Source organism: Emcibacteraceae bacterium (assembly GCA_041396985.1).
GTDB lineage: Bacteria > Pseudomonadota > Alphaproteobacteria > Sphingomonadales > Emcibacteraceae > Pseudemcibacter.
The window spans coordinates 643,627-665,977 of record JAWKXO010000002.1 but is presented as its reverse complement, the minus strand read 5'-3'; the positions used below and the strand labels follow the sequence as shown (position 1 = coordinate 665,977).

At 42.4% G+C, this 22,351-nt stretch carries 27 protein-coding genes and 1 tRNA gene; 12 read left to right on the top strand and 16 right to left on the bottom strand.

The genetic code is table 11. The features are described 5' to 3' along the window. Position 1: 1 nt before the first annotated feature. Positions 2-715 carry a helix-turn-helix domain-containing protein gene (locus R3D86_07755; GenBank protein MEZ5758099.1) on the bottom strand — a complete coding sequence of 238 codons (714 nt, stop codon included), beginning with the start codon at positions 713-715 and terminating at the stop codon, positions 2-4. Between the two features lie 171 nt (positions 716-886). Here R3D86_07755 and R3D86_07750 point away from each other — a divergent pair, with 171 nt between their 5' ends. After that, positions 887-1,120 (top strand): tautomerase family protein, encoded by a 234-nt coding sequence (locus tag R3D86_07750; protein ID MEZ5758098.1) that lies wholly within the window; start codon positions 887-889, stop codon positions 1,118-1,120. Positions 1,121-1,196: 76 nt separating this feature from the next. Here R3D86_07750 and R3D86_07745 read toward each other — a convergent pair whose 3' ends face one another. Then, positions 1,197-1,703 (bottom strand): DUF2244 domain-containing protein, encoded by a 507-nt coding sequence (locus R3D86_07745; GenBank protein ID MEZ5758097.1) that lies wholly within the window; start codon positions 1,701-1,703, stop codon positions 1,197-1,199. A gap of 84 nt (positions 1,704-1,787) precedes the next feature. On the opposite strand from R3D86_07745, the gene nth reads away from it, so the two are divergent. After that, on the top strand, positions 1,788-2,429 hold the full coding sequence (gene nth / locus R3D86_07740) for an endonuclease III (GenBank protein ID MEZ5758096.1): 642 nt from the start codon (positions 1,788-1,790) through the stop codon (positions 2,427-2,429). A gap of 11 nt (positions 2,430-2,440) precedes the next feature. Here nth and R3D86_07735 read toward each other — a convergent pair whose 3' ends face one another. Together R3D86_07735 and R3D86_07730 are read right to left on the bottom strand one after the other, a co-directional pair. Then, a complete protein-coding gene (locus R3D86_07735; GenBank protein MEZ5758095.1) occupies positions 2,441-2,842 on the bottom strand; it encodes a hypothetical protein in 402 nt (133 codons plus the stop codon). Continuing rightward, complete coding sequence (locus tag R3D86_07730) at positions 2,839-3,543, bottom strand: EI24 domain-containing protein (protein ID MEZ5758094.1); 705 nt, start codon at positions 3,541-3,543, stop codon at positions 2,839-2,841. The genes R3D86_07735 and R3D86_07730 overlap by 4 nt, the downstream gene beginning before the upstream one ends. A gap of 146 nt (positions 3,544-3,689) precedes the next feature. Between R3D86_07730 and R3D86_07725 the strand changes: the two genes are divergently transcribed. Beyond that, the gene (locus tag R3D86_07725; protein MEZ5758093.1) at positions 3,690-4,676 is read left to right on the top strand and encodes an adenosine kinase; all 987 of its coding nucleotides are present in this window, start codon (positions 3,690-3,692) and stop codon (positions 4,674-4,676) included. A 4-nt stretch (positions 4,677-4,680) separates the two neighbouring features. On the opposite strand, the gene R3D86_07720 is transcribed toward R3D86_07725, so the two are convergent. The 7 genes from R3D86_07720 to hisB are packed head-to-tail and all read right to left on the bottom strand — an operon-like array spanning position 4,681 to position 8,659. Then, complete coding sequence (locus R3D86_07720) at positions 4,681-5,040, bottom strand: histidine triad nucleotide-binding protein (protein ID MEZ5758092.1); 360 nt, start codon at positions 5,038-5,040, stop codon at positions 4,681-4,683. After that, entirely contained in the window at positions 5,030-5,371 is a 342-nt protein-coding gene (locus R3D86_07715) for a phosphoribosyl-ATP diphosphatase (protein MEZ5758091.1), read from the bottom strand. Before R3D86_07715 ends, R3D86_07720 begins: the two co-directional genes overlap by 11 nt. A 1-nt stretch (position 5,372) precedes the next feature. Continuing rightward, positions 5,373-6,131 (bottom strand): imidazole glycerol phosphate synthase subunit HisF, encoded by a 759-nt coding sequence (hisF, locus tag R3D86_07710; protein ID MEZ5758090.1) that lies wholly within the window; start codon positions 6,129-6,131, stop codon positions 5,373-5,375. Continuing rightward, positions 6,131-6,871, bottom strand: a complete 741-nt coding sequence (gene hisA / locus R3D86_07705) for a 1-(5-phosphoribosyl)-5-[(5-phosphoribosylamino)methylideneamino]imidazole-4-carboxamide isomerase (protein ID MEZ5758089.1) — start codon at positions 6,869-6,871, stop codon at positions 6,131-6,133. Before hisA ends, hisF begins: the two co-directional genes overlap by 1 nt. Continuing rightward, complete coding sequence (locus R3D86_07700) at positions 6,868-7,419, bottom strand: GNAT family N-acetyltransferase (protein MEZ5758088.1); 552 nt, start codon at positions 7,417-7,419, stop codon at positions 6,868-6,870. Before R3D86_07700 ends, hisA begins: the two co-directional genes overlap by 4 nt. Before the next feature lies 1 nt (position 7,420). Further along, positions 7,421-8,053, bottom strand: a complete 633-nt coding sequence (gene hisH, locus R3D86_07695) for an imidazole glycerol phosphate synthase subunit HisH (GenBank protein MEZ5758087.1) — start codon at positions 8,051-8,053, stop codon at positions 7,421-7,423. A gap of 3 nt (positions 8,054-8,056) precedes the next feature. Continuing rightward, positions 8,057-8,659, bottom strand: coding sequence for an imidazoleglycerol-phosphate dehydratase HisB (gene hisB / locus R3D86_07690; GenBank protein ID MEZ5758086.1), 603 nt, complete (start codon positions 8,657-8,659; stop codon positions 8,057-8,059). 183 nt (positions 8,660-8,842) lie between these two features. On the opposite strand from hisB, the gene hslV reads away from it, so the two are divergent. The 5 genes from hslV (at position 8,843) to R3D86_07665 (ending at position 15,911) form a co-directional block, all read left to right on the top strand. Then, positions 8,843-9,394 carry an ATP-dependent protease subunit HslV gene (gene hslV / locus R3D86_07685; protein MEZ5758085.1) on the top strand — a complete coding sequence of 184 codons (552 nt, stop codon included), beginning with the start codon at positions 8,843-8,845 and terminating at the stop codon, positions 9,392-9,394. Between the two features lie 15 nt (positions 9,395-9,409). Beyond that, complete coding sequence (gene hslU, locus R3D86_07680) at positions 9,410-10,720, top strand: ATP-dependent protease ATPase subunit HslU (GenBank protein ID MEZ5758084.1); 1,311 nt, start codon at positions 9,410-9,412, stop codon at positions 10,718-10,720. A gap of 504 nt (positions 10,721-11,224) precedes the next feature. Beyond that, the gene (locus R3D86_07675; GenBank protein ID MEZ5758083.1) at positions 11,225-12,442 is read left to right on the top strand and encodes a multidrug effflux MFS transporter; all 1,218 of its coding nucleotides are present in this window, start codon (positions 11,225-11,227) and stop codon (positions 12,440-12,442) included. A gap of 170 nt (positions 12,443-12,612) precedes the next feature. Further along, positions 12,613-14,727 (top strand): TonB-dependent receptor, encoded by a 2,115-nt coding sequence (locus R3D86_07670; protein MEZ5758082.1) that lies wholly within the window; start codon positions 12,613-12,615, stop codon positions 14,725-14,727. A 146-nt stretch (positions 14,728-14,873) separates the two neighbouring features. Further along, positions 14,874-15,911: a PepSY-associated TM helix domain-containing protein gene (locus tag R3D86_07665; protein ID MEZ5758081.1), complete on the top strand. Its 1,038-nt coding sequence runs from the start codon at positions 14,874-14,876 to the stop codon at positions 15,909-15,911. A gap of 6 nt (positions 15,912-15,917) precedes the next feature. Here the strand turns inward: R3D86_07665 and R3D86_07660 are convergent. The 5 genes from R3D86_07660 to R3D86_07640 all read right to left on the bottom strand — a co-directional run bounded on the left by R3D86_07660 (position 15,918) and on the right by R3D86_07640 (position 18,743). Then, positions 15,918-15,994: transfer RNA gene (locus tag R3D86_07660), tRNA-Arg, on the bottom strand. A gap of 15 nt (positions 15,995-16,009) precedes the next feature. Next, the gene (locus tag R3D86_07655; GenBank protein ID MEZ5758080.1) at positions 16,010-16,300 is read right to left on the bottom strand and encodes an ETC complex I subunit; all 291 of its coding nucleotides are present in this window, start codon (positions 16,298-16,300) and stop codon (positions 16,010-16,012) included. Positions 16,301-16,408: 108 nt separating this feature from the next. After that, the gene (locus R3D86_07650) at positions 16,409-16,831 is read right to left on the bottom strand and encodes an Rrf2 family transcriptional regulator (GenBank protein MEZ5758079.1); all 423 of its coding nucleotides are present in this window, start codon (positions 16,829-16,831) and stop codon (positions 16,409-16,411) included. 199 nt (positions 16,832-17,030) lie between these two features. Further along, positions 17,031-18,176, bottom strand: coding sequence for a 23S rRNA (adenine(2503)-C(2))-methyltransferase RlmN (rlmN, locus tag R3D86_07645; protein ID MEZ5758078.1), 1,146 nt, complete (start codon positions 18,174-18,176; stop codon positions 17,031-17,033). A gap of 48 nt (positions 18,177-18,224) precedes the next feature. Continuing rightward, the gene (locus R3D86_07640; protein ID MEZ5758077.1) at positions 18,225-18,743 is read right to left on the bottom strand and encodes an invasion associated locus B family protein; all 519 of its coding nucleotides are present in this window, start codon (positions 18,741-18,743) and stop codon (positions 18,225-18,227) included. A gap of 235 nt (positions 18,744-18,978) precedes the next feature. Between R3D86_07640 and R3D86_07635 the strand changes: the two genes are divergently transcribed. The 4 genes from R3D86_07635 to R3D86_07620 all read left to right on the top strand — a co-directional run bounded on the left by R3D86_07635 (position 18,979) and on the right by R3D86_07620 (position 22,326). Next, positions 18,979-19,689, top strand: a complete 711-nt coding sequence (locus R3D86_07635) for a CoA transferase subunit A (protein MEZ5758076.1) — start codon at positions 18,979-18,981, stop codon at positions 19,687-19,689. A 2-nt stretch (positions 19,690-19,691) separates the two neighbouring features. Beyond that, positions 19,692-20,342, top strand: a complete 651-nt coding sequence (locus tag R3D86_07630) for a CoA transferase subunit B (GenBank protein ID MEZ5758075.1) — start codon at positions 19,692-19,694, stop codon at positions 20,340-20,342. A 77-nt stretch (positions 20,343-20,419) separates the two neighbouring features. Further along, positions 20,420-21,376, top strand: coding sequence for a hypothetical protein (locus tag R3D86_07625; GenBank protein MEZ5758074.1), 957 nt, complete (start codon positions 20,420-20,422; stop codon positions 21,374-21,376). Between the two features lie 41 nt (positions 21,377-21,417). Then, complete coding sequence (locus tag R3D86_07620) at positions 21,418-22,326, top strand: DMT family transporter (protein MEZ5758073.1); 909 nt, start codon at positions 21,418-21,420, stop codon at positions 22,324-22,326. Positions 22,327-22,351 lie beyond the last annotated feature (25 nt).

Genomic DNA, 22,351 nt, shown 5'->3' with positions numbered 1-22,351 from the left:
ATCAGGCAACCAGTTTTTTAACTTTCGAGAAATGCCCTAACCCATTTTCCAGACTGAACCATATTTTCGTTTTTTCTTCAAGATCAGTGTCACCGGTAAGCAGTATTCTATCCTCATTATAGGCCTTGGCAAAAGTTTCAAAACCCATCCACACTTTTGTCATAGTCCGAAGGTCAGTTGAGATATATAAATTAACATCAAAGCCCGGTTCAATTGAGCATAGATCGATTTTTTCTGTTTCCGGCTCAACAATCAGCCACCAATTTCGATTTTGTTTTGGAAGGTCACTATAAATAAACTGAATTGTTGCTCTTTTCTTTGGTTTTGGGGTCGTATTTAGATGGCGACGTATGTCCCACATTAGCAGTGTAGGATCAAGATGCTCCAGAGATGGTTCCGTTTCCACCCATCTTGTGTCCCAAATACCAAGCGATTCAACGACAGGAAACAGATCTTTTCCAGACTGGGTTAGAATATATTCTTCAACATCAGGTTCATTTTCGACCGGTGCTCTATAGACTATACCGGCTTCTTCCAAATCCTTTAACCGCTTTGAAAGTAGCGCAGGTGACATTCTTGGTACACCGCGCCTAAGATCATTGAATCTTGTTGAACCCATCAATAATTCACGAAGCAGGACAGCCGTCCAACGCGTGCATACGATTTCCGACGCCATCGCGATCGGACAAAATTGTTTATAACTTCCTTTAGCCATCACAAATCCTCCCTATATGATTCTTTTAATACTATAATAATTAACGGTTTTCCAGACCAGTACATTTTCTATACCGGGGTAGTTCAGTTCGTGAACTGGCTAGGGAAAATCCTTTTATGAGATACACCCTCTCACGAGATGATATTAACTTAAACATGAAAGGAATTACTTATGCCACTCGTAGATATTCACGTTATTGAAGGTGTATTCAGCAAAGCTGAAAAACAAAATATGATTAAAAAAGTAACAGACACAATGGTTGAAATTGAAGGCGAAGCCCTACGTGGTGTAACCTGGGTGCGTGTCAGGGAAACAGCCAGCGGCGAATGGGGTATCGGTGGACAAGCCCTATCGGCCGAAGATGTTAAAGCGATGCAGGCACAAAATAACAAAGTTGCTGTTTGACTTTAATTGGTTAATCTTGAAGAGGCTCAAATTGTGTGGTGGTATTTTCTGGATAAATTCAGAAAGCCACCACCAATTAATTATGGTCCGGTCTATAATTTTTACAGTCAATCAGCGCCTGGGACAGTGACTTCATCAGTTCGTTCCGCATTTCCTGATTTAAATATGTACCAAAAAAAATTCCCTTTCCATGTGATCTGGCCTGCGGGTATGTTTCACCAACATTTTTAGGGACATTGGGTGGACAGGACATGGATAAATTGACCCAATAGGAATTAAAACTTTTCTCATTTCTGTTGCCTTTGGCATCAATGCGGGTGATGGTCAGGGTATCATTGCTAAGACGAATAATTTCAACTGCCTTACCCTGTTGATATTGTATTTTAAAAGCCCAGTAGATCAGCAATACGTCAAGCCCGAAGAATCCGGTTATCGGCCAGGCCCCCAATGAATAAAAAAAGAGCCCTATCGAAAGGCTGAGACTGACAATTACCCCCATCAATATTTTAAACCCGGTCCGGCCCAGTGACCGTCTCGGGGAAATATATTCTTCAAACCAGACTCTTTCCTGCATTTCATTCATTCAGCGACAATACACCCAAGATATTCATTTTTGAAGCTTCCATTTTTGAAATGGCTTAATTATTGTTAAAAAAAAGGAATTAAGATGAAAAAAGCCGATATTTATGAATTTTTCAGGAGACTGGAAGAACGCGACCCCGAACCCAAAGGTGAGCTTGATTATACAAACCCGTATACTTTGCTTGTCGCTGTGGCCTTGTCTGCTCAGGCAACTGATATTGGTGTCAATAAAGCGACCAAAACCCTGTTCAAAATCATTTCAACGCCACAGGAGATGCTTGAATTAGGGGAAGAAAAATTAAAAGACTATGTTAAGACCATCGGCCTTTATAATACAAAAGCCAAAAATATTATTAAAGCCGCCCAGATACTGGTTGATGATTTCGGCGGCGTTGTCCCGGAAAACAGGGCTGATCTTGAAACGCTACCTGGAGTTGGCAGAAAAACGGCAAATGTGGTCCTTAATATCGCCTTTGGCCATCCGACCATTGCTGTAGATACGCATTTATTTCGGGTTTCAAACCGGACCGGACTGGCGCCGGGCAAAACGCCGCTTGAAGTGGAACTAAAGTTAGAGAAAAAAATTCCGCCAGAGTTTGCGCGGCACGCCCATCACTGGCTTATTCTCCATGGGCGGTATATCTGTAAAGCCCGCAAACCTAATTGCCCTGTTTGTCCGGTTGAGGATTTATGCGCCTTTAAAGATAAAACCCAACTTCCTGACTAAATTAGGGCTGATTAATTCTTTAAAAAAGTAGAAATACAGAAATCTGCGCGCTGGCCTTCTAGTCCCATCAGATTCTTTTCTTCCGAAGTTTCAACAAATTCCACATGCATATCGCTGTTATCATTTTCGTAAAAATAAATGTGGGCATTACAAAACTGGTTATCATAAAGCCAGACTTCGGCCCCTTTTTCCACCCGTTTTAAGGACGGCGTACCAAGGATACTTTCAACTGTGCTTTTCTGAAGCCCCATAATATTGCTCATCTGAAAAGCGGGCGGGGCTGGCTTTGGTTTTTCCATAATCACCGGCTCAGGCGCTACTTCCGGTGCAGGTGGCGGTGACTGCGCAAGCTTATCCTCAGGCCCACAAGCCACCAGTAGTAAACTAAATATCAAAACCGGATAAAATCTCATATTTCCTCATACCTGCTCAAATGAAACAAATGGCAAATCAATGCCGCGCCCAGAATCGGCACAACCAATTGAACTACCGGCACTGTAAATAACAGCGTCATGATCATTCCCGCAATCAATATCACACCCCGTATTGATTTTCTATGAACGCCAGCTTCTTTTATACCCAGATGCCTGACGGCCACCATTTCATAATAACCCCAACCAAGTAAATAACCATTTAACACGTAAAAAATAGTCAAAACAACAAACGGCATCCAGAAAAGCAGAACGTAAAGTGGCAGGACAAGGATATTCAGGATGACGACAAAAAAGGTGATTCTGAGCGCCAAAAATGACAAATGGGCAATTCCCAGTCTTTTTCCGGCTTTGTGGTTGGGATAATATTTATTTTCTACACAATCAATCACATCATCCAGATAAATGGATATAAAAATTGTAGAAATTGGTGCAAAAAAGAAGGCAAGTAATATGAAGAAGCCAATATCAACAACATAGCCCGTTAGCCAGTTGACAAAATCCGCCCACCATTGCCATTCCGACTGATAACCGGGAACATCCTTCATAAGTTCATTTGCGGCAAGATAGGCAACAACGACTGATACAATCATCGTCAGCATACCAAGGAAAAAAACCTTAAGAAAAGCGCGGTCAAAAATTTGTTGGCCAGTTCTTTCAATCGCCGTGAGTATTTTATTCACGTCTTTGTCTATCCTAACTAATTTCTCTACGCCCTAAGAGGAAATATAGGGTCATCCAGTTTCAAAAGGCAAGAAATATTCTTACGTTTACTTAAGCGTTCTTTTTCTCTATCAATGTATTTTTAATTTCAAAATCTGGAATAAATATGGCGCATAAATATGATGTTTTGGGTATTGGCAATGCGATTGTTGATATCTTAATCCATGTGGAAGATGATTTCTTAAAATCGGAAAATCTTGTAAAAGGAAGTATGCAGCTCGTTAATGAGCAGGAAGCAGCGGCAATATATGCAAAACTGGGTCAGTGTATTGAGTGTTCCGGTGGTTCTGCCGCGAATACTATAGCAGGACTTGCCTCATTAGGTGTTAACACATCCTATATCGGCAAAATTCGTGATGACCAGCTGGGTCTTGTTTTTCGCCATGATATTGCCGCTCTTGGGACAAGCTTTAAGACTAGCTCGGCACCGGACGGGCCGGCCACAGCCCATTGCCTCGTGCTTGTCACACCGGACGCTGAAAGAACAATGTGTACCTATCTTGGTGCATGCGTCAATTTAACGGAAGCTGACATTGATGAGGACACAGTTCGTTCTTCAAAAATATCCTACCTCGAAGGATATCTCTGGGACCCGGAACCCGCAAAAGCAGCCTTTAGAAAAGCCATTAAAATTGCCCATGACGCAGGCAACAAAGTGTCTTTGAGCCTTTCTGACCCGTTCTGCGTCGATCGTCACTATGAGGAATTTCTGCATCTTGTAAAGGATGGTGTCGATATACTGTTTGCCAATGAAGATGAAATTAAAATGCTTTATAAAACGGATAATATCAATGAAGCGGCACAGTTGGTTCAAAGGGACTGTGATATAGCGGCTATTACATGCGGTGCAGCAGGTTGCATTGTTATCAATCAGGATGAAATCGGCCATGTCCAGGGACACCGGGTTGAAAAACTTGTAGATACCACTGGTGCCGGAGACCTTTTCGCCTCGGGCTTTTTATACGGACTGACCAATGGGAGAAGCATTGGTGAATGTGGTGCGCTTGGTAATCTTATCGCGGGAGAAGTGATTACCCATCTTGGCGCAAGACCGGATATTGATCTTAAGACATTTGTTGAACAGAATGCTTGAAAATTTACCGGGAAAGCATGGGGCCGAGTTTTTTGCCGCTTAAAATATGAAAATGCAGATGGGGCACTTCCTGATGGGCATTACTGCCGGTATTGGCAATGAGCCTGTATCCGTCACTTTCCAGCCCTAATAACCGTGCTGTTTCTCCTACAGCACGGAAAAAACCGGTCATAAGCTCGGCGGAAGCATTGGCACTGAAATCAGCCATGCTGATATAGTCGCCTTTTGGAATGACCAGCACATGAACCGGCGCCTGGGCATTAATATCATTAAAAGCAAGCGCAAATTCATCTTCATAGATTTTAGCGCAGGGAATTTCGCCCCTTAAGATCTTTGCAAAGACGTTATTCTGATCATAAGCCATCGGTAAACCCTCTTCTTGCTTTCTTCTCCTCAATTCCGGAAAGCCCCTCACGACGCAGCAGTTCATCATAAACATCATCAGATTTAATGCCCAGTTCGGACCAAAGCACCATCATGTGAAAAAGCAAATCGGCTGATTCAGAAATGGCTTCCGCACGGTCATTATGAGCTGCGGCAATACAAAGCTCAACCGCTTCCTCACCAACTTTCTGAGTGATTTTTTTTCTTCCCTTTGCAAAAAGGCCCGCAACATAGCTTTTACTGATATCGGCCCCTTTTCGGCTATCAATCACGGTTGCCAATTTTTCCAGAATATCTCTCTTTTCAGTCATCTTAAATCCTTACCTCTATACCTGCCGCCGCCATATATTTTTTGCATTCCTCAATACTATATTCGCCGAAGTGGAAAATCGAAGCCGCAAGAACCGCTGTCGCATGACCGTCCCTAATGCCTTCAACCATATGTTCAAGCGTGCCGACACCCCCGGACGCAATTACCGGGATACTGACACTATCCGCTATAGCGCGGGTCAGTTCAATATTAAAACCGCTTTTTGTCCCGTCCCGGTCCATTGAAGTCAGCAATATTTCTCCTGCCCCATATGATGCCACCAGCTTGGCATATTCAACCGCATCAATTCCTGTCGGATTTCTGCCACCATGGGTAAAGACCTCGTATTTATCGGGGCCGACCGACTTGGCATCTATGGCGACGACAATACATTGTGACCCGAATTTTTCAGCAAGTTCGCGAACCAGTTCCGGCCTGTTAACAGCTGCCGTCATCACTGAGACTTTATCTGCCCCGGCAAGGAGAAGGTTTCTGACGTCATCCTCGTTTCTGACACCACCACCCACTGTAAGCGGCATAAAACACTGCTCTGCGGTTTGACGAACCACATCAAGAATGATGGAACGATTATCGCTGGATGCCGTAATATCAAGAAAGCAGAGCTCGTCTGCCCCCGCAGCATCATAAATTTTTGCCTGCTCTACCGGGTCACCCGCATCCCGCAGGCCGACAAAATTAACGCCCTTGACCACACGGCCATCTTTGACATCAAGGCAGGGAATGACACGCGCTTTAAGCATCAGATCTCTTCCTTAAGCAAGGAAAGTGCCGCCTTTACATCAAGGCTGCCGTCATAAAGGGCACGCCCTGAAATTGCCCCTTCAATTGTCCCGATTGAATTAGCAGCGGCATTTTTCAGTTGGCGAAGATCGTCGAGCGAGGCCACGCCACCTGAAGCAATAACAGGAATGGAAAGTGCATCTGCTAGAGCAATCGTGCTTTCAACATTAAGTCCCTGCATAGTGCCATCCCGGTCAATATCCGTATAGATGATACAGGTGACACCAGCATCTTCGAATTTCTTACCCAGATCCACCGCCGACATATCAGACGTTTCTGCCCAGCCTTCCACGGCAACCATGCCATTTCTTGCATCAATCCCAACGGCAACTTTGCCCGGGAACTTCTTTGCCGCCGCAATCACCAGATCCGGATCACGAAGCGCAATCGTACCCAGGATAACCCGACTAATTCCTTTTTCAATCCAGGACTGAATGGTTCCCAGATCACGTATCCCCCCGCCCAGCTGCACCGGGATATTCACATTTTCAAGTATAGATGCCACCGCATCACCATTAACCGGCCGCCCCGCAAAGGCGCCGTTTAAGTCAACAATGTGAAGCCATTCACATCCTGCATCAGCAAATTTTTTTGCCTGATCACCGGGATCATTATTAAAAATTGTTGCCTGGTCCATTTCACCTTTGTAAAGCCGTACACAGTTTCCATCCTTTAAATCGATGGCGGGAAATAAAATCATACTTCGTCCAAATTTTTTGAATAATAATAACCGGAAACAAACACATCATTGATCCGGGCGTAACGTTCTTTAATGCCCCAACGATCCATACCGATCCATTCACAGATGGCAATCGCGGCCTGCTGATCTGAGGCCATATGGCATTCTAATGTTCGACACCCTTTTTCGCGGGCGACATCCTCCGCTTTTTGCAGCATTGTTTTTGCCAGATTATGGCCTCTTGCCCAGGGGGCTAGGAAAAATGTCTCAATTGTGCCACGGAAAGCGCCTGCCTCGTTATTTTTTGGTGGCCTGACCAGCTGACAACATCCGGCGATTTGTCCATCCATACGGGCAATAATCAATGTTCGTTCTGGAATCAGGAATACCCCTTTCCAGAAACTTTCCAGTGTTTTTTCAGGCGGTGGGGTCAACCAGTTAAAGCCCTCATGAGTAAGAATGGCTACGCGGGTTGTCTCACACAGCTCAAGAATATCCACATTATCAAGGGATTTCACTTCCTCAACACTAAGGCGGGGACCTTTGCTTTCTTTTTTCAGATCATTCATTCTACGGTGCCCATTTCAAAAAATTCCTGATCAGCCTAAGTCCCAGGTCCTGACTTTTTTCCGGATGGAACTGGGTCCCTATTATATTTTCCCGCCCGATCACCGCACTAATATATCCGCCATATTCAACATGGGCCAAGACATTTTTTTGATCATTCGCCTTGAAAAAATAACTATGAACAAAATAAGCGTGCTCACCAGTTTCAATGTCTTTAAGCACCGGATGGCTGCCCTGATCAATGATCAGATCATTCCAGCCCATATGGGGTACTTTAAGGGTATCAGATTTTATTTCTTCGACGGTACCGCCAATCCAACCCAGTCCTTCTGTGCGACCATGCTCAAGCCCCGCGTCCGCAAGCAGCTGCATTCCGACACATATTCCAAGAAATGGTTTCGTCTCTTTTATCACCGCTTCTTCAAGGGCATCTCTCATTCCGTCCAGCGATAAGAGACCTTTCATGCAATCGGCAAAGGCACCTACCCCCGGCAGAATAATTCTGTCTGCTTTTCTAACCTCTTCCGGTGACGATGTGACCAACACATCCATATCAAGCCCTTCGGCAGCCCGGACTGTTCCCTTTTCCGCTGAACGAAGATTGCCGGACCCGTAATCGATAATGACCGTTTTCATAATCTAGTCTGTCTTGTCCCCAAGCATGCCCTTGGTTGAGGGAATGGCATCCGATTTACGCGGATCAATTTCAATCGCCTGACGCATGGCACGGGCCAATGCCTTATAAGAGCTTTCAATAATATGGTGATTATTTTCACCATACATATTTTCCACATGTAGTGTCATGCCAGCCCCGTGGGCAAAGGCGCGGAACCATTCCAGGAATAATTCGGTATCCATTTCCCCAAGTTTATCGCGGGTAAAATTAACCTTGAATACGATAAAAGGACGCCCTGAAATATCAACCGAACAACGGGTACATGTTTCATCCATGGGAATGATCGCATTACCATAGCGCGTAATCCCGCGAAGATCGCCAAGCGCTTTAGCCACAGCCTGACCGACGACAATACCGACATCCTCTGTTGTATGATGGAAATCGATATGGGTATCCCCTTCTGCTTTCAGGTTCAGATCAATAAGACTATGACGGGAAAGCTGTTCCATCATATGGTCAAGAAATCCGATCCCGGTATTAACATTATAAATGCCGGTACCATCAAGATTTACAGTTGCAGAAACAGATGTTTCCTTGGTCGTGCGCTTTACTGTTGCTGTGCGCATGATCTTCTCCTTTTATGAGCCATATCAGTTTTGCATGACATATAGCAGTAGTTTATTAAAAGTGCCAGTGTCACGCGATAAACTTTCCAATATTTTTAAAGAAAAAATCACATGCCCCTTGACCAAACTTGAAAAATTTCCCACATGTTAGGTCATGATTATTGCAAAACAGGTTAAAATCAAATGACAGATCAACCAAAAGGCTGGCGTGGTACAACTATTTTAAGCGTCCGCAAAAATGACAAAGTTGTCGTTGTTGGCGACGGTCAGGTATCGCTCGGAAACACGGTCATTAAGGCAAATGCCAGAAAAGTAAGACGAATTGGTGATGGTAATGTGATTGCCGGATTTGCGGGCTCAACAGCTGATGCCTTCGCGCTTTTTGAAAGACTGGAAGAAAAACTGGAACGCTTTAACGGTCAACTGACCCGTGCTTGTGTTGAAATGGCAAAAGACTGGCGTACCGACAGATATCTTCGCAGACTTGAAGCCATGATGGCTGTTGTTGACAAGGATGTATCCCTTATTCTTACTGGAAATGGTGATGTTTTGGAACCGTCAGACGGACTGATCGCCATTGGATCAGGGGGAAATTATGCCCTTGCAGCTGCGAAAGCGCTTATGGATCAGGATCTTGATGCAGAAGAAATCGGCAAGCGTGCTTTAAAGATCGCCGCCGAAATTTGCGTCTATACCAATGATAACCTGACCGTTGAAACACTAGAAATTAAATAATACTGGAAATAATAAATGACAACTTTTTCACCACGTGAAATTGTATCGGAACTGGACCGTTATATTATCGGTCAGAAAGCCGCAAAACGCGCCGTTGCTATTGCCCTTAGAAACCGTTGGCGCAGACAGGAACTCAGCGGGGAAATGAAGGAAGAAGTTCTTCCAAAAAATATTCTTATGATCGGCCCGACCGGTGTTGGCAAAACGGAAATTTCAAGGCGACTGGCAAAACTGGCCGGTGCACCGTTTGTGAAAGTTGAAGCCACCAAATTCACAGAAGTCGGCTATGTGGGCCGAGATGTAGAGCAGATTATCCGTGATCTGATGGAAATATCCATCAGCCTGATCCGTGAGAAAAAAAGAAACAGTGTTGTCAGCAAAGCTGAATTATCAGCGGAAGAGCGCGTTCTTGATGCGCTGGTCGGGGCAACTGCGTCTGACGATACACGCCAGAAATTCAGAAAAATGCTGCGTGAAGGCCAGCTGGATGACAAGGAAATCGAAGTTGACGTTCTGGAAAATCAGAGCTCAAGCATGCCGTCCTTTGAAATTCCCGGCATGCCGGGTGCCAGTATGGGTATGTTAAATCTAGGTGATATTCTGGGTGGTCAGTTCGGTCAAAAAACCGAAAAGAAAAAAATGCCGGTATCAGAAGCACTAGAAGTGCTTTCCAGCGATGAAGCGGAAAAGCTGCTCGATGAAGACAGTATCATTCGCGAAGCCATCGAAAATACTGAACAGACCGGTATCGTGTTCATTGATGAGATAGATAAAATTGCTGGGCGGGCAAACCGAAACAGCGGTGAAGTCAGCCGTGAAGGTGTTCAGCGTGACCTGCTGCCACTTATTGAGGGATGTACGGTATCAACCAAGTATGGCAACATTAAAACCGATCATATATTATTTATTGCATCCGGAGCATTCTCCATTGCCAAACCATCAGACCTGCTGCCGGAATTACAAGGCCGCCTGCCAATCCGGGTTGAGTTGGATGCCCTTACTGAGGATGATTTCAAACATATTTTAGTGGAACCTGATTTCAGCCTGATTAAGCAGTATGTCGCCCTTCTAGGTACTGAGGACATTACACTGAATTTCACCGACGATGGTATTGCAGCCATTGCCAAAATGTCAGCAAATATTAACGAAAGTGTTGAAAATATTGGTGCACGAAGACTACATACTGTTCTCGAGCGAGTTCTGGATGAAATCAGTTTTGATGCGACGGATATGCCGTCAACAGAAGTTAAAATCGACGCCGACTATGTCACCAAACATATCGGTAATCTGGCAGATACGTCCGATTTGTCGAAATTTATTCTTTAGCGGATATTTCTCAACCCGACACAGGCTTGGTTTAAACAGGGGAACCGGTTAATTCTCCTGCTTATGTTAATGCATGAAATACCCACAGCAGAATTGTTTGCAAGTTCGGCTATCGCTAAAATCTGAAAAATGGACAGAATAGGCGGTTAATGACACCAGACGCCATGAGTATCCACATGGCGGAACCAATCCTGCTCTGACCAATAACGGCTAATATCAGCAGGTGGAACAGGGCATTTATACAGCCCCTTTTTAAAGCATATTTTTTTCTGTTTAAAAGTAAAAGCCATTGTTTTCCTCCTAATTTTTGAGAACATATAGCCTATTTTTTAGAATAAATCAAGAACATTTATAGAACAAATTATTTTTTCGACAAGTTTAAAGCGATCTGATATAGAACAACGACCTTACGGTGAATTACAAACTTATCATTTTTTATCCATGTTCCCGTAATTTTAATAAATTGAATTATAACCGCTTCAGCTGTTAGTGCTTGGAAATCTTATGGCAAAGAGAGTAAATCTCCTTAATCGAAATGAATTTATCTGCATAATGGCTATGCTAATGTCGATTACGGCCCTGTCTGTTGATTCTATGATTCCTGCACTAGGGCAGATGACAAAAGACCTTAATGTTATAAATGCAAATGATATTCAGCTTGTCATATCCGCGATATTTTTCGGAATAGCTTTTGGCGTCGTAATTTATGGTCCGTTTGCCGACAGTTATGGTCGGAAGAAGGCTATTTATGTTGGTGTTTCCATTTTTCTGCTTGGTACTTTGATTGCTATTTTTTCCACAAGTTTGAATATGATGCTACTCGGGCGCGTGATCCAGGGCTTTGGTTCTGCGTCATGCCGGGTGGTCAGCCTTGCCATTATCCGTGATAAATATGAAGGCCGGGAAATGGCAAAAATTATGTCACTCATCATTATGGTCTTCATTATGGTCCCTGCCCTTGCCCCTCTCATCGGTCAGACCATATTACTGTTCGCCGGATGGCAGGCTATATTCTGGTTTATCTTTTTCTTTGCCGTTGCAGGTGTCACATGGATGCATTTTAGACAACGAGAAACTTTGGCTATTGAGAATGTCAGGTCATTCTCATTTAAGCCTATACTCTATGGTATGATTGAAACGGTGAAACATCCCATTTCATTAGGCTATACATTTGCGTCAGGAACCATGTTTGGTGCTTTCGTTTCATATTTAAGTTCGGCACAGCAGATTATGCAGGTGCAATATAATCTTGGTGAACTGTTCCCGATATATTTTGGAATTCTTGCTATTGCATATGGAATTTCGTCTTATATTAACTCAAAACTGGTTGCCAGATTTACGATAGAGCAAGTGTGTTTTTTCTTTCTTGTTCTTCAATCATCCCTTTCACTGACTTTTCTCATTGTGAGCATTTTTTCAGGTGGAAACCTTACATTTGAGCTGTTTTATTTTTACCAGATGGCTAATTTTTTCTGTCTTGGATGTCTGTTCGGCAATTTCAGCAGCATGGCCCTACAACCTTTTGGTCATATGGCAGGATTGGCCACTTCAGTCATTACCTCTATTCAAACATTACTGGCCGTTCTAGTGGGCGGCTCAATTGCCAGACTTTATGATGGCACAGTCCAGCCAATGATTGCCGGCTTCTTCTTATGTGGGGCTGTGACCCTGTTTATTTTCCTAAAATTAAGAAACCAATCGTTAAAACAAAAATCAGAGTAACGGATTTTTTTGATAAATATAAATTTTTCTGTTGATATTTATTCTCATTATTATTAAGAATCATTCTCATTATTATTATTAATAAGAAAGATGAGTTTATGATTACCCGCAAAAATGTATTTTTAAGACATTTAACAACAACGACATGCCTTTTATCGTCAGCATTATCCATGGTGATAGTAAATCAGGCAAATGCACAAGACAGTATCGACGATAATTCAGATGAAGTGATTACTGTTACAGCTTCACGCAGTCAAAAAAGCGCAAAAGCCATTCCCAGTACCATTACACTCGTTGGTGAAGACGAGCTGGAAAACCAATTAAGCATTTCCAATGATTTGTTTTCAGCAATTGGCAATCTGGTTCCCAGCCTGTCTCCGAGTATTCAGAAACTGACCAGTTCCGGTGAAAGTTTTCGTGGCCGTAAACCACTTTATTTGATTGATGGTGTACCACAAAGCAACCCGTTACGTGATGGCTCCCGCTCAAGCTATACGATTGACCCGTTTATGATCAGCCGTGTGGAAGTCATCCATGGTTCAAACGCCATTCAGGGACTTGGGGCCACGGGCGGCATCATCAATTATGTCACTCGCGAAGCAAATGATGACGGATCACTGGAACAAAGAGCCGGTTTTCAATTAACCTCAGATGATGATTTTCATTCAAACGGTTTCGGTTATAAGGGTTTTTATTCGGTCGGACAAAAAGTTGATAAGTTTGATTTTTATTTTGCCGGATCCTATCACAAAAGAGGGATCAGCTATGATGGAAATGATAACATAGTCGGTATTTATTCGGTTCAGGGTGATTTACAGGACTCAAAGCAATATGACTTATACGGTAAAGTCGGTTATGAAATAACTGATACCGGTAAATTATCGCTAATGGTGAACCGCTTTAATCTGAAAGCATCCGGAAATTATGTGACCGTAAACGGTAATAAAGCCCTGGGTATTCCAACTTCGGGACTGAAAGGGGTTGAACCAGGAACACCGCCGATAAACAAAGCACTTACTTCCTCGCTGACTTACGATGATACAGACTTTGCTGGCGGCACGTTTTCTGCCAGCATTTATTTCCAGGATTTCTCGGCACTCTATGGTGGCAGTATTTCAGCAACATTCCAGGATCCTGCTATTCCACCATTCGGCACCCTTTATGAGCAGTCCCGAAATACGTCACAAAAAATCGGTGCACGAACCACATATAACCTTCAGAATGTTGCAGGTAGTGGCGTCAATTTAATTACCGGTGTTGACTGGCTTAATGATAAAACATTCCAGGAACTATATATTACTAAGCGCAACTGGGTACCGGAAACAAAATTCAACAATATAGCCCCCTTTATCCAGCTTGACCGTGAAATCGTTCCTGACCTAACGCTCAGTGGCGGCGTCCGTCTTGAATATGCAAAGCTTTCCGCCGATGATTATGAAACATTAGCTGGTAATACCCGTAATGATCCTGTTAACCCTTATCAAATACTCACTGTTGAAGGAGGGTCGCAATCTTTTACTGAGCCATTGTTCAATGTCGGTCTGGTTTTTGATGCAACGGATGAAATCACCTTCTTCAGTTCCTATTCTCAAGGCTTCACCATGCCTGATGTCGGCCGCGTTCTACGCGCAGTAAGCACCCCAGGCGTCATGGTGGCAAATCTTCTCGATCTTGAGCCGGTCATTTCAGATAATCTTGAATTTGGTGTAAGTTATACCGACGACATTTTTGACACAAAATTCAGCTATTTTATTTCAAAATCTGATCTGGGCTCACGCTTGAGCCCAAACAGTGACGGCATTTTCTCGGTCAACCGTGAAAAAACGCGCATCAAGGGTTTTGAAATCGCACTTAGTGCACAGGTCAATGATTACTTCAAAATTGGTGGAAATTATTCCAACATTGAAGGTCATTATGACAGTGACGGCGACAATGTGATTGATACAAGGCTACCTTCAATAAATATCAGCCCTGATACAGTAAATTTATATGTTCAGGCCGATCTCCAGAACGGCTTAACAGCAAGACTTCAGTCAAGCCATTATCTGGACCGTGAATTTGATATTACTGATTCCAGCACTGCCGGTAATTTTGACGGATATACATTGGTGGACTTTAGCCTGACCTATCAAAGTGAGATCGGTAAAATCAGCCTTGGCATCGAAAATCTGTTGGATGAATATTATATAACCTACAATTCACAGACCTATTCATTTGCAACTGATAACCGTTATTTCAGTGGCATAGGCAGAACATTTACATTGGGATATATGGTGGACTTCTAAAGGTCAATGCCATGAAGCAGAGGACCGTCCTTCCGCTCCTCACCTAAACGGTCCTCTGCTTTTTTATTTTCCGCATGAATGAGTGAAACATGAAACTGCTTAGAAAAATTCATTTATACTTGGGCTTAATTCTTGGCATTGCGTTTATGTTAACGGCCATTTCAGGCACGATCCTGGTTTATCGACCTGAAATTATTTCACTTTCACTTGATGCAAAAACACCCGACTATAAAAAAATCGAAGAAGAAGACGCCGTAAAAGCAATTAGAGAATTAACCGGCCCAGATATTAATTTTATTGACTTCCCGATGGCGGATGCCCCCTGGTACCGTGTCTGGGACTGGAACGGCTCCATTTCCTATTATGATCCCGTCACTCTCGAAAAAATGCCGGTTAAATATAACATGACTGAAATCATGATATTTTTATCTGATCTGCATATTCATTTTCTGGGCGGCCATATGGGGGAGCAAATTCTGGGCTATACCGGGATAGTCCTTATTTTTATGATCATCAGCGGTATCTGGATTTGGTGGCCATTTCGCCGCGGGTTTAATTTTAAAGAAATGATCCCATTTAATCTTAAACGCAAATCATCCCTTAAATCACATCGGTCATTTGGTTTTTTCAATGCACTTGTAATGTTTATTGTCACCTTAACCGGTGTCGCGCTTGTATTTTATGCCCCCAGTCAGAAAATAGTTTCAACATTTCTGGGGGAAGTGGTCAGCCAGGAAGATCTTGATCAAAGATATGAAAAGGCACTAGGCACGCTGCCAACCAACATTACCATTGCAAATCTTGAGGATTTCACCCGATTTTATTTTAAAAATATACCGGAGGGTGATCTGGCACGATTTTATATGCCAAAACCTGAAACACCGACCATTGCCAGAATAAGATTCAGATACCCGGAAGGCTTATCCCCATTTGGTGCCAGTTTCCTCTCCGCCGATTTGGAGAAACAGAAAATTGTAAGATTTGAAGATTACCGTCATGCGCCGGAATATTATCATGTATCCCGCACATATTATGCCCTTCATGCAGGAAAAACCGGCGGGTTTATATATAAATTTCTTGTGGCCTTATCCGGGTTTGCATTAGCTCTGCTTTGCTTCACCGGCTTTAATGCATGGTATAGGACAGGGAAAGGTCGAAAGAATTTAAAGAAAAATATTAAATAAGTAAATTGGCGCGCTCGGCAGGATTCGAACCTGCGACCTACGGATTAGAAATCCGGTGCTCTATCCAGCTGAGCTACGAGCGCGCAAATAATTGGTGATTATTGAGGGCGAAAAGCAAAAACGTCAGCATAACTTTTAAGACGTTTTTTCCGTGTATGCGGCTCCTGCACAACATAATCAATTCCATTGCGCTCAGCATATGCCACAGCTTCCTGCTTTGTGTCAAAGGTTAATCTTATCTGGCTCTTCATATCTGAAGAACCGGTCCATCCCATCAGGGGATCCAGATCTCTTGCTTTCTCTGGAGCATATTCAAAATGCCATTTTTTAGAGCGCTTCATTCCCGACTGCATGGCATTCTTGGTAGGCTTGAAAATACGGGCTATCATAAGTTTATACCTTTGAAACAAAATTATTGTTTCTTTTTTACTCGACAATAATGCCGAGTTAAAGAATAAAATTCATTATGAATTCAATTTTCGGAAATGTCAGAATTTTCAGGATAGTTGCATCTGTCGCCGTTCATTGACAATATCTTCAAGTGTATATTTATCAATGGTTGACAGAAAAGCATTCCTCGCTTCGTTAATTATACATGCAAAGTGACATTTATTATGTATTGTACAGAATCCATCTTTGACACCTAAACAATCGACAATTTTCATATCTTCTTCTGTATATCTGATTAATTCACCGATATTAATATTCCTGGCATCCTGACCAAGTTTAAAACCACCATTCTTACCGCGAACTGTTTCCAGATATCCCCCTTTACCCAGAGCATGCACAATCTTCATAAGATGATTTTTTGAAATGTCATATTCTTCCGAGACTTCTCGAATAGACGAAAGCGCCCCATTTTTTTTAGCAACATGCATAAGCACACGCACAGAATAATCAGTAAATGAAGTTAGTCTCATGGACATCCTTCCTTTAAATTATCTACGATAGGTATTAATACGACTAACTATAGATTTATTAAATGTTCAAAATAATATATTAATTGTATATAATCAAGCATATTAAATACATTAAATAATATGCAAGAAAAAAATGTCATAGACTATGTCTAAAAGCATTTCAAGCAATTTTATAACATAACTACAAATTAATTTATTGTTACAGACGTGCAGATTTTCGTGCTTTTTCAGATTCTGACTTTAACTGTCCACAGGCAGCAAGAATGTCCTCGCCTCTCGTGGTTCTGATTGGTGCTGAAATACCCCGACTGAATATCAGGTCAGAAAATCTTGCCACCCTCTCTTTGCTGGGTCTTTCAAAATCTGATCCGGGCCATGGATTGAAGGGAATCAGATTTACTTTTGCCGGAATTTTATAATCTTTAATCAGTTTGACCAGCTTCAGGGCAGCTTCGTCACTGTCATTGATATCTTTAAGTAAAATATACTCGAATGTAATTTTGCGGCTGTTTTTTATACCAGCATAATTCTTACAGGCGGTCAATAATTCATCAATCGGATATTTGTTGTTTATAGGCATAATCTTGCTTCTTGTTTCATCATCAACCGCATGCAAAGAAATGGCCAGATTAACCCCCATCTCTTCTCCGCAGCGATAAATTTCCGGCACGACACCGGATGTCGATAATGTAATCCGGCGCCGCGACAGATTAATACCGTTATCATCCATAACAATATGCATCGCTTTTTTGACATTTTCAAAATTATAAAGGGGTTCACCCATGCCCATAAGCACGATGGTCGAAACCAGTCTTCCTTCAGACGGGCTCGGCCACTCCCCCAGATAATCCCTGGCCACAAGAAGTTGCATGACGATTTCTGTTGGTGTCAGATTACGAACAAGTCGCTGGGTGCCGGTATGGCAGAATTTACAGGTTAAAGTACATCCGACTTGCGATGAAACACATAAGGTGCCCCTGTCTTCTTCAGGGATAAAAACGGTTTCCACTTCCTGTCCGTCTGGAAATTTCATCAGCCACTTACGTGTACCATCTTTAGATACAAGCGCTTCTGTGATTTCAGGACGACCCACGTCAAAATTCTGAGCCAGCTTTTCTCTCATATCCTTTGAAATATTGCTCATTTCATCAAAGGATTTAGCGCCTCTATAATATATCCAGTGCCAGATTTGCTGTGCACGCATCCGGCAATGCTTTTCAGGGATACCAATCTCTTTTAATTTTTCCGCCACCTCTGCATGGGATAAACCGATTAGACTTCTGCTGTCATCAAATTGATGACGCGGGGCAACAACGGGCTCTACACCCAAAGGTAAAGTCTTCATAGCTTATCTCACTTAATATATAAAGTGTTGCAATTTACTTTAATGTAATTAACGGCAGGCGTTTGTAATGGCGTTATGCGCCGCTGTAAAGCCCGAAAGTGAAAATTGGTAACTTGTTTTATTGCCGCGACCGCTTCTCGCTTCCAAAGTCAGACTGGTTCCACGTTTCATTGCCGCTACGATGGCATCATCCTGTTTTGAATCATAAGCCCAGGCACCATCCTCAGAGGTAAAAAGATTATCCTTTGCGGATTTATCAATAATCATCCTTACTGTTGAGCCTTTTTGAAATTTATATCCAGCAATGAAATTAAATTCATTCCGGATTTCTTTGGCTGGTTTATGAGTAACTGTAATAAAAGGATTTCCATGTCTTAGTGAACTCGGTGATTTAACTTTGGGTACCGAGATCATATAACATACGGTTTCACCAGAATCGGTTTTAAGGACGAAAGCATCCCAATCCTTAAAACTGCTGAGAAGCTGGCGGCTATCCGCACTGGCGTTTACTGTTGACAGGGCTACTAATGAAATGGCTATTGATAACCACGTCATAATTTTAATCATTGGTCTTCCTTTTATTTACTACTTTTGTCACCTTAACAAATATTCGTGTAACGTTATAAACTAATTTTGTCAGAATTTTGAATAATTAATATATTTTGTCAACTCTGACACCCTCCTAATCTTATAATTAAAGCTATTTATAGAAGCAAATAGCGTTTATCATAGCCAAATGATAATAAATATTGTAACTGTCATTTTGTTACATATGAAACTAATTATTAAAGGTCATATAATTATGAGCAAAATATACAAAAATGCCGCTTCATCACTTGAAGGCATATTATTTGACGGAATGACAATAATGGCAGGTGGTTTCGGCCTTTGCGGTATCCCTGAAAATTTAATAGATGCGCTTCGTAATAGTGGCATACAGAAGATTACTGCGATCAGCAACAATGCCGGTGTCGACGATTTTGGGCTCGGACTTCTCCTGCAAACACGGCAGATAAAAAAAATGATTTCTTCATATGTTGGTGAGAATAAGGAATTTGAAAGGCAGTTCTTGGCACAGGAACTTGAACTGGAATTTAATCCGCAGGGCACCCTGGCAGAGCGTATCAGGGCCGGCGGAGCCGGAATTCCCGGATTTTATACCAAAACCGGCGTTGGAACCCTAGTTGCTGATGGAAAGGAACATAAAGAGTTTGAAGGTGAGACATTTATCCTGGAAACAGGACTAAAAGCTGACGTTTCACTGGTTAAAGCCTGGAAAGGCGATGCCGAAGGTAATCTGATATATCGAAAAACGGCCCGAAACTTTAACCCGATGATGGCAACCGCCGGAAAAATTACCGTTGCTGAAGTTGAGGAGCTTGTTGAGGTTGGCGAACTGGACCCGGATCAGATTCATACGCCGGGAATTTATGTGCAACGTGTTATCGTTTCAAAAGATCTGGAAAAACGTATTGAACAACTAACGACCAGAACTAAAAAAGAAGGAATATAACCATGAGCTGGACAAGAGAAGATATGGCAAAACGTGCGGCCCAGGAACTGGTTGATGGTTATTATGTGAATCTGGGTATTGGAATCCCGACACTCGTAGCAAATTTTATTCCAGAAGGCGTGGATGTCACATTACAAAGCGAAAATGGTATGCTCGGAATGGGCCCCTTCCCATATGAAGGGGAAGCAGACCCCGATCTTATTAATGCCGGGAAACAGACAATTACGGAACTGAGACGGACCAGTTATTTTTCTTCTGCAGACAGTTTTGCCATGATCCGTGGTGGACATATTGATCTTAGTATTTTAGGAGCGATGCAGGTTTCTGAAGAAGGTGATCTGGCAAACTGGATGATTCCGGGCAAAATGGTAAAAGGAATGGGTGGTGCCATGGATTTGGTTGCCGGGGTTAAAAAAGTTGTCGTTATTATGGATCACAACGCCAGAGACGGCAGCGCCAAATTTCTTAAAAAATGCTCTTTGCCCCTGACTGGCGTTAAAGTTGTCGATATGATTATATCCGATGTTGGTGTGTTTGAAATTGACGAAAATGGGCCAATACTTATTGAACTGGCCCCTGAAATTACAATAGATGATGTAAAAAAACGTACAGAAGCAAATTTTAAAATTGATAAACAATTGTTACCAATATAATTCTATTATGTTATAAAATACCTTATTATGATTTTGGGATCATAAAAAAATAATAAGTAAAAAGAGATAAGTTATTGATGGTACAGGTAAAATCTACCATTCTTATGTTAATGGGAATGTTTCTGCTCATTTCGATGCCTGCCTATGCAACAGACTATAAGTTTGCGACTAAGGAAACAGCAATCAGAATTCTGACGGCGGATGATGAATATTTAAGAAATATGAAACCGATTGAAATTGCGCTTCAGATCGGCTCTCCAACTGCCGACAAAACCATTGATGATTTGAAAGCATTTTATGCTGCAAATGTAATTGAATGGCCGGAAGCGGAAAAAGAGCTTATGAAAGCTCTGCTCGTTACACAAAAAAAGAAGCTGGCCAAGATTGCCCATTTGCTTCCCAAAACTGTTTATTTCATAAAAGTAACGTCAGCTGTTGAAAGCGGAATTCCACATACACGTGGAAATGCTTTTGTATCCCCTGTCAGAGAAAGATCCCTCTCAACCAAGCTGTTTTTCCATCAGATTTTTCATATAATCTCCAGAAATAACAGAAGCAGGAGTGCCGAGCTTTATAAAGTCATCGGCTTCCAGCATTGTGATTTCCAGCCAAATGAAGAAGTTGATAAATATACAATTAGAAATCCTGAAGCGCCATTTACTGAATATTATCTTCCTGTGGAGATTAACGGCAAAGATACTTATGTCATGTCTTATCTTCATACAACATATGACGGATTTGACCCGACAGTAAAACGTGGATTTGACGGGCATATCAGCGGTGATCTGCTGGAAGTAACGGTGAATAATGATATTTGCAAACCAGTCCTGAAAGCTGACGGCTCCCCAAGCATTTACAAACATGATGAAGTCCCTGATTTTTACGAAAAAGTCGGTCACAATACAGACTTCGATATTCACCCGGAAGAAATTATTGCCGACAATTTTGCTTTTTTGATGATGGAGAAAGAAGACCTCCCCAATCCTGAAATCCTTGATGAGATAGAAGACTGGCTTGACGTCGACATACGTTAAATACTTCTGGGTAGCCAAAAGTTTAAAATACATGAAGGCCAATGATGCCAACCATTAAATCACCCAGGGAAAACAGTTTTAAGGGCATTTTATTTGTGCTCGCATTTTGTCTAATCGTAACAGCCAGCGCATCATTGATAAAAAAACTGGGGCAGGACCTTAATACCTTTGAAGTGGTTATGATCCGCTGCACATTTACAGTGATCATTACGCTGCTCCTTAATTTAAGGCAGGGCAGTGCACTTTTTATAACTACCAGTCCAAAACTGATGGCCTATCGTTCGGCGCTGACATGGTTCGTCGTGGTGAGTAATTTTTACGCAGTATCCCGGCTACCGCTTGTTGAAGTGACTTCGCTTCAATTTTCCAAACCGCTATTTTTGATCATTCTTGCCGCTCTTTTTCTGGGAGAAAAAATCAGATTCCGCAGAACGACCGCAACAATATTCGGTTTCATCGGTATCTTGATCATACTCCATCCCTGGGACAATGCATCATCGGGTGGCTTAAAATGGGCCCATCTGTCTATTCTTGCGTCTTCTTTTTCAATGGCTGTTTTGGCGATAATGTCTAAAATGCTTACAAAAAATCACAATCCGACGACCATGGTACTCTATGCCAATTGTGCCACTGTCCTTCTTTGCGCACTGCCGGCGGCTTATTATTGGATAACTCCAACCCCGCAACAGCTGCTTTTAATCGCTGGGCTTGGTATAACAACTTTCTGCGCCCAATATTCAATGATCAGCGCATATAAATATGCCGATGTGACTTTGGTAACCCCTTTTGAATATCTGCGAATTATTTTTGCCGCATTGGCAGGGTACATAATATTTTCCGAATTTCCTGATATATGGACCATAAGTGGCGGTATTATCATTTGTTCGTCGACCCTATTCATTGCCTATCGCGAAGCAACAAAGAACCGCAGCAAAACCAGGAATATCTGAAATAATTATTGCGTATATAGACAAT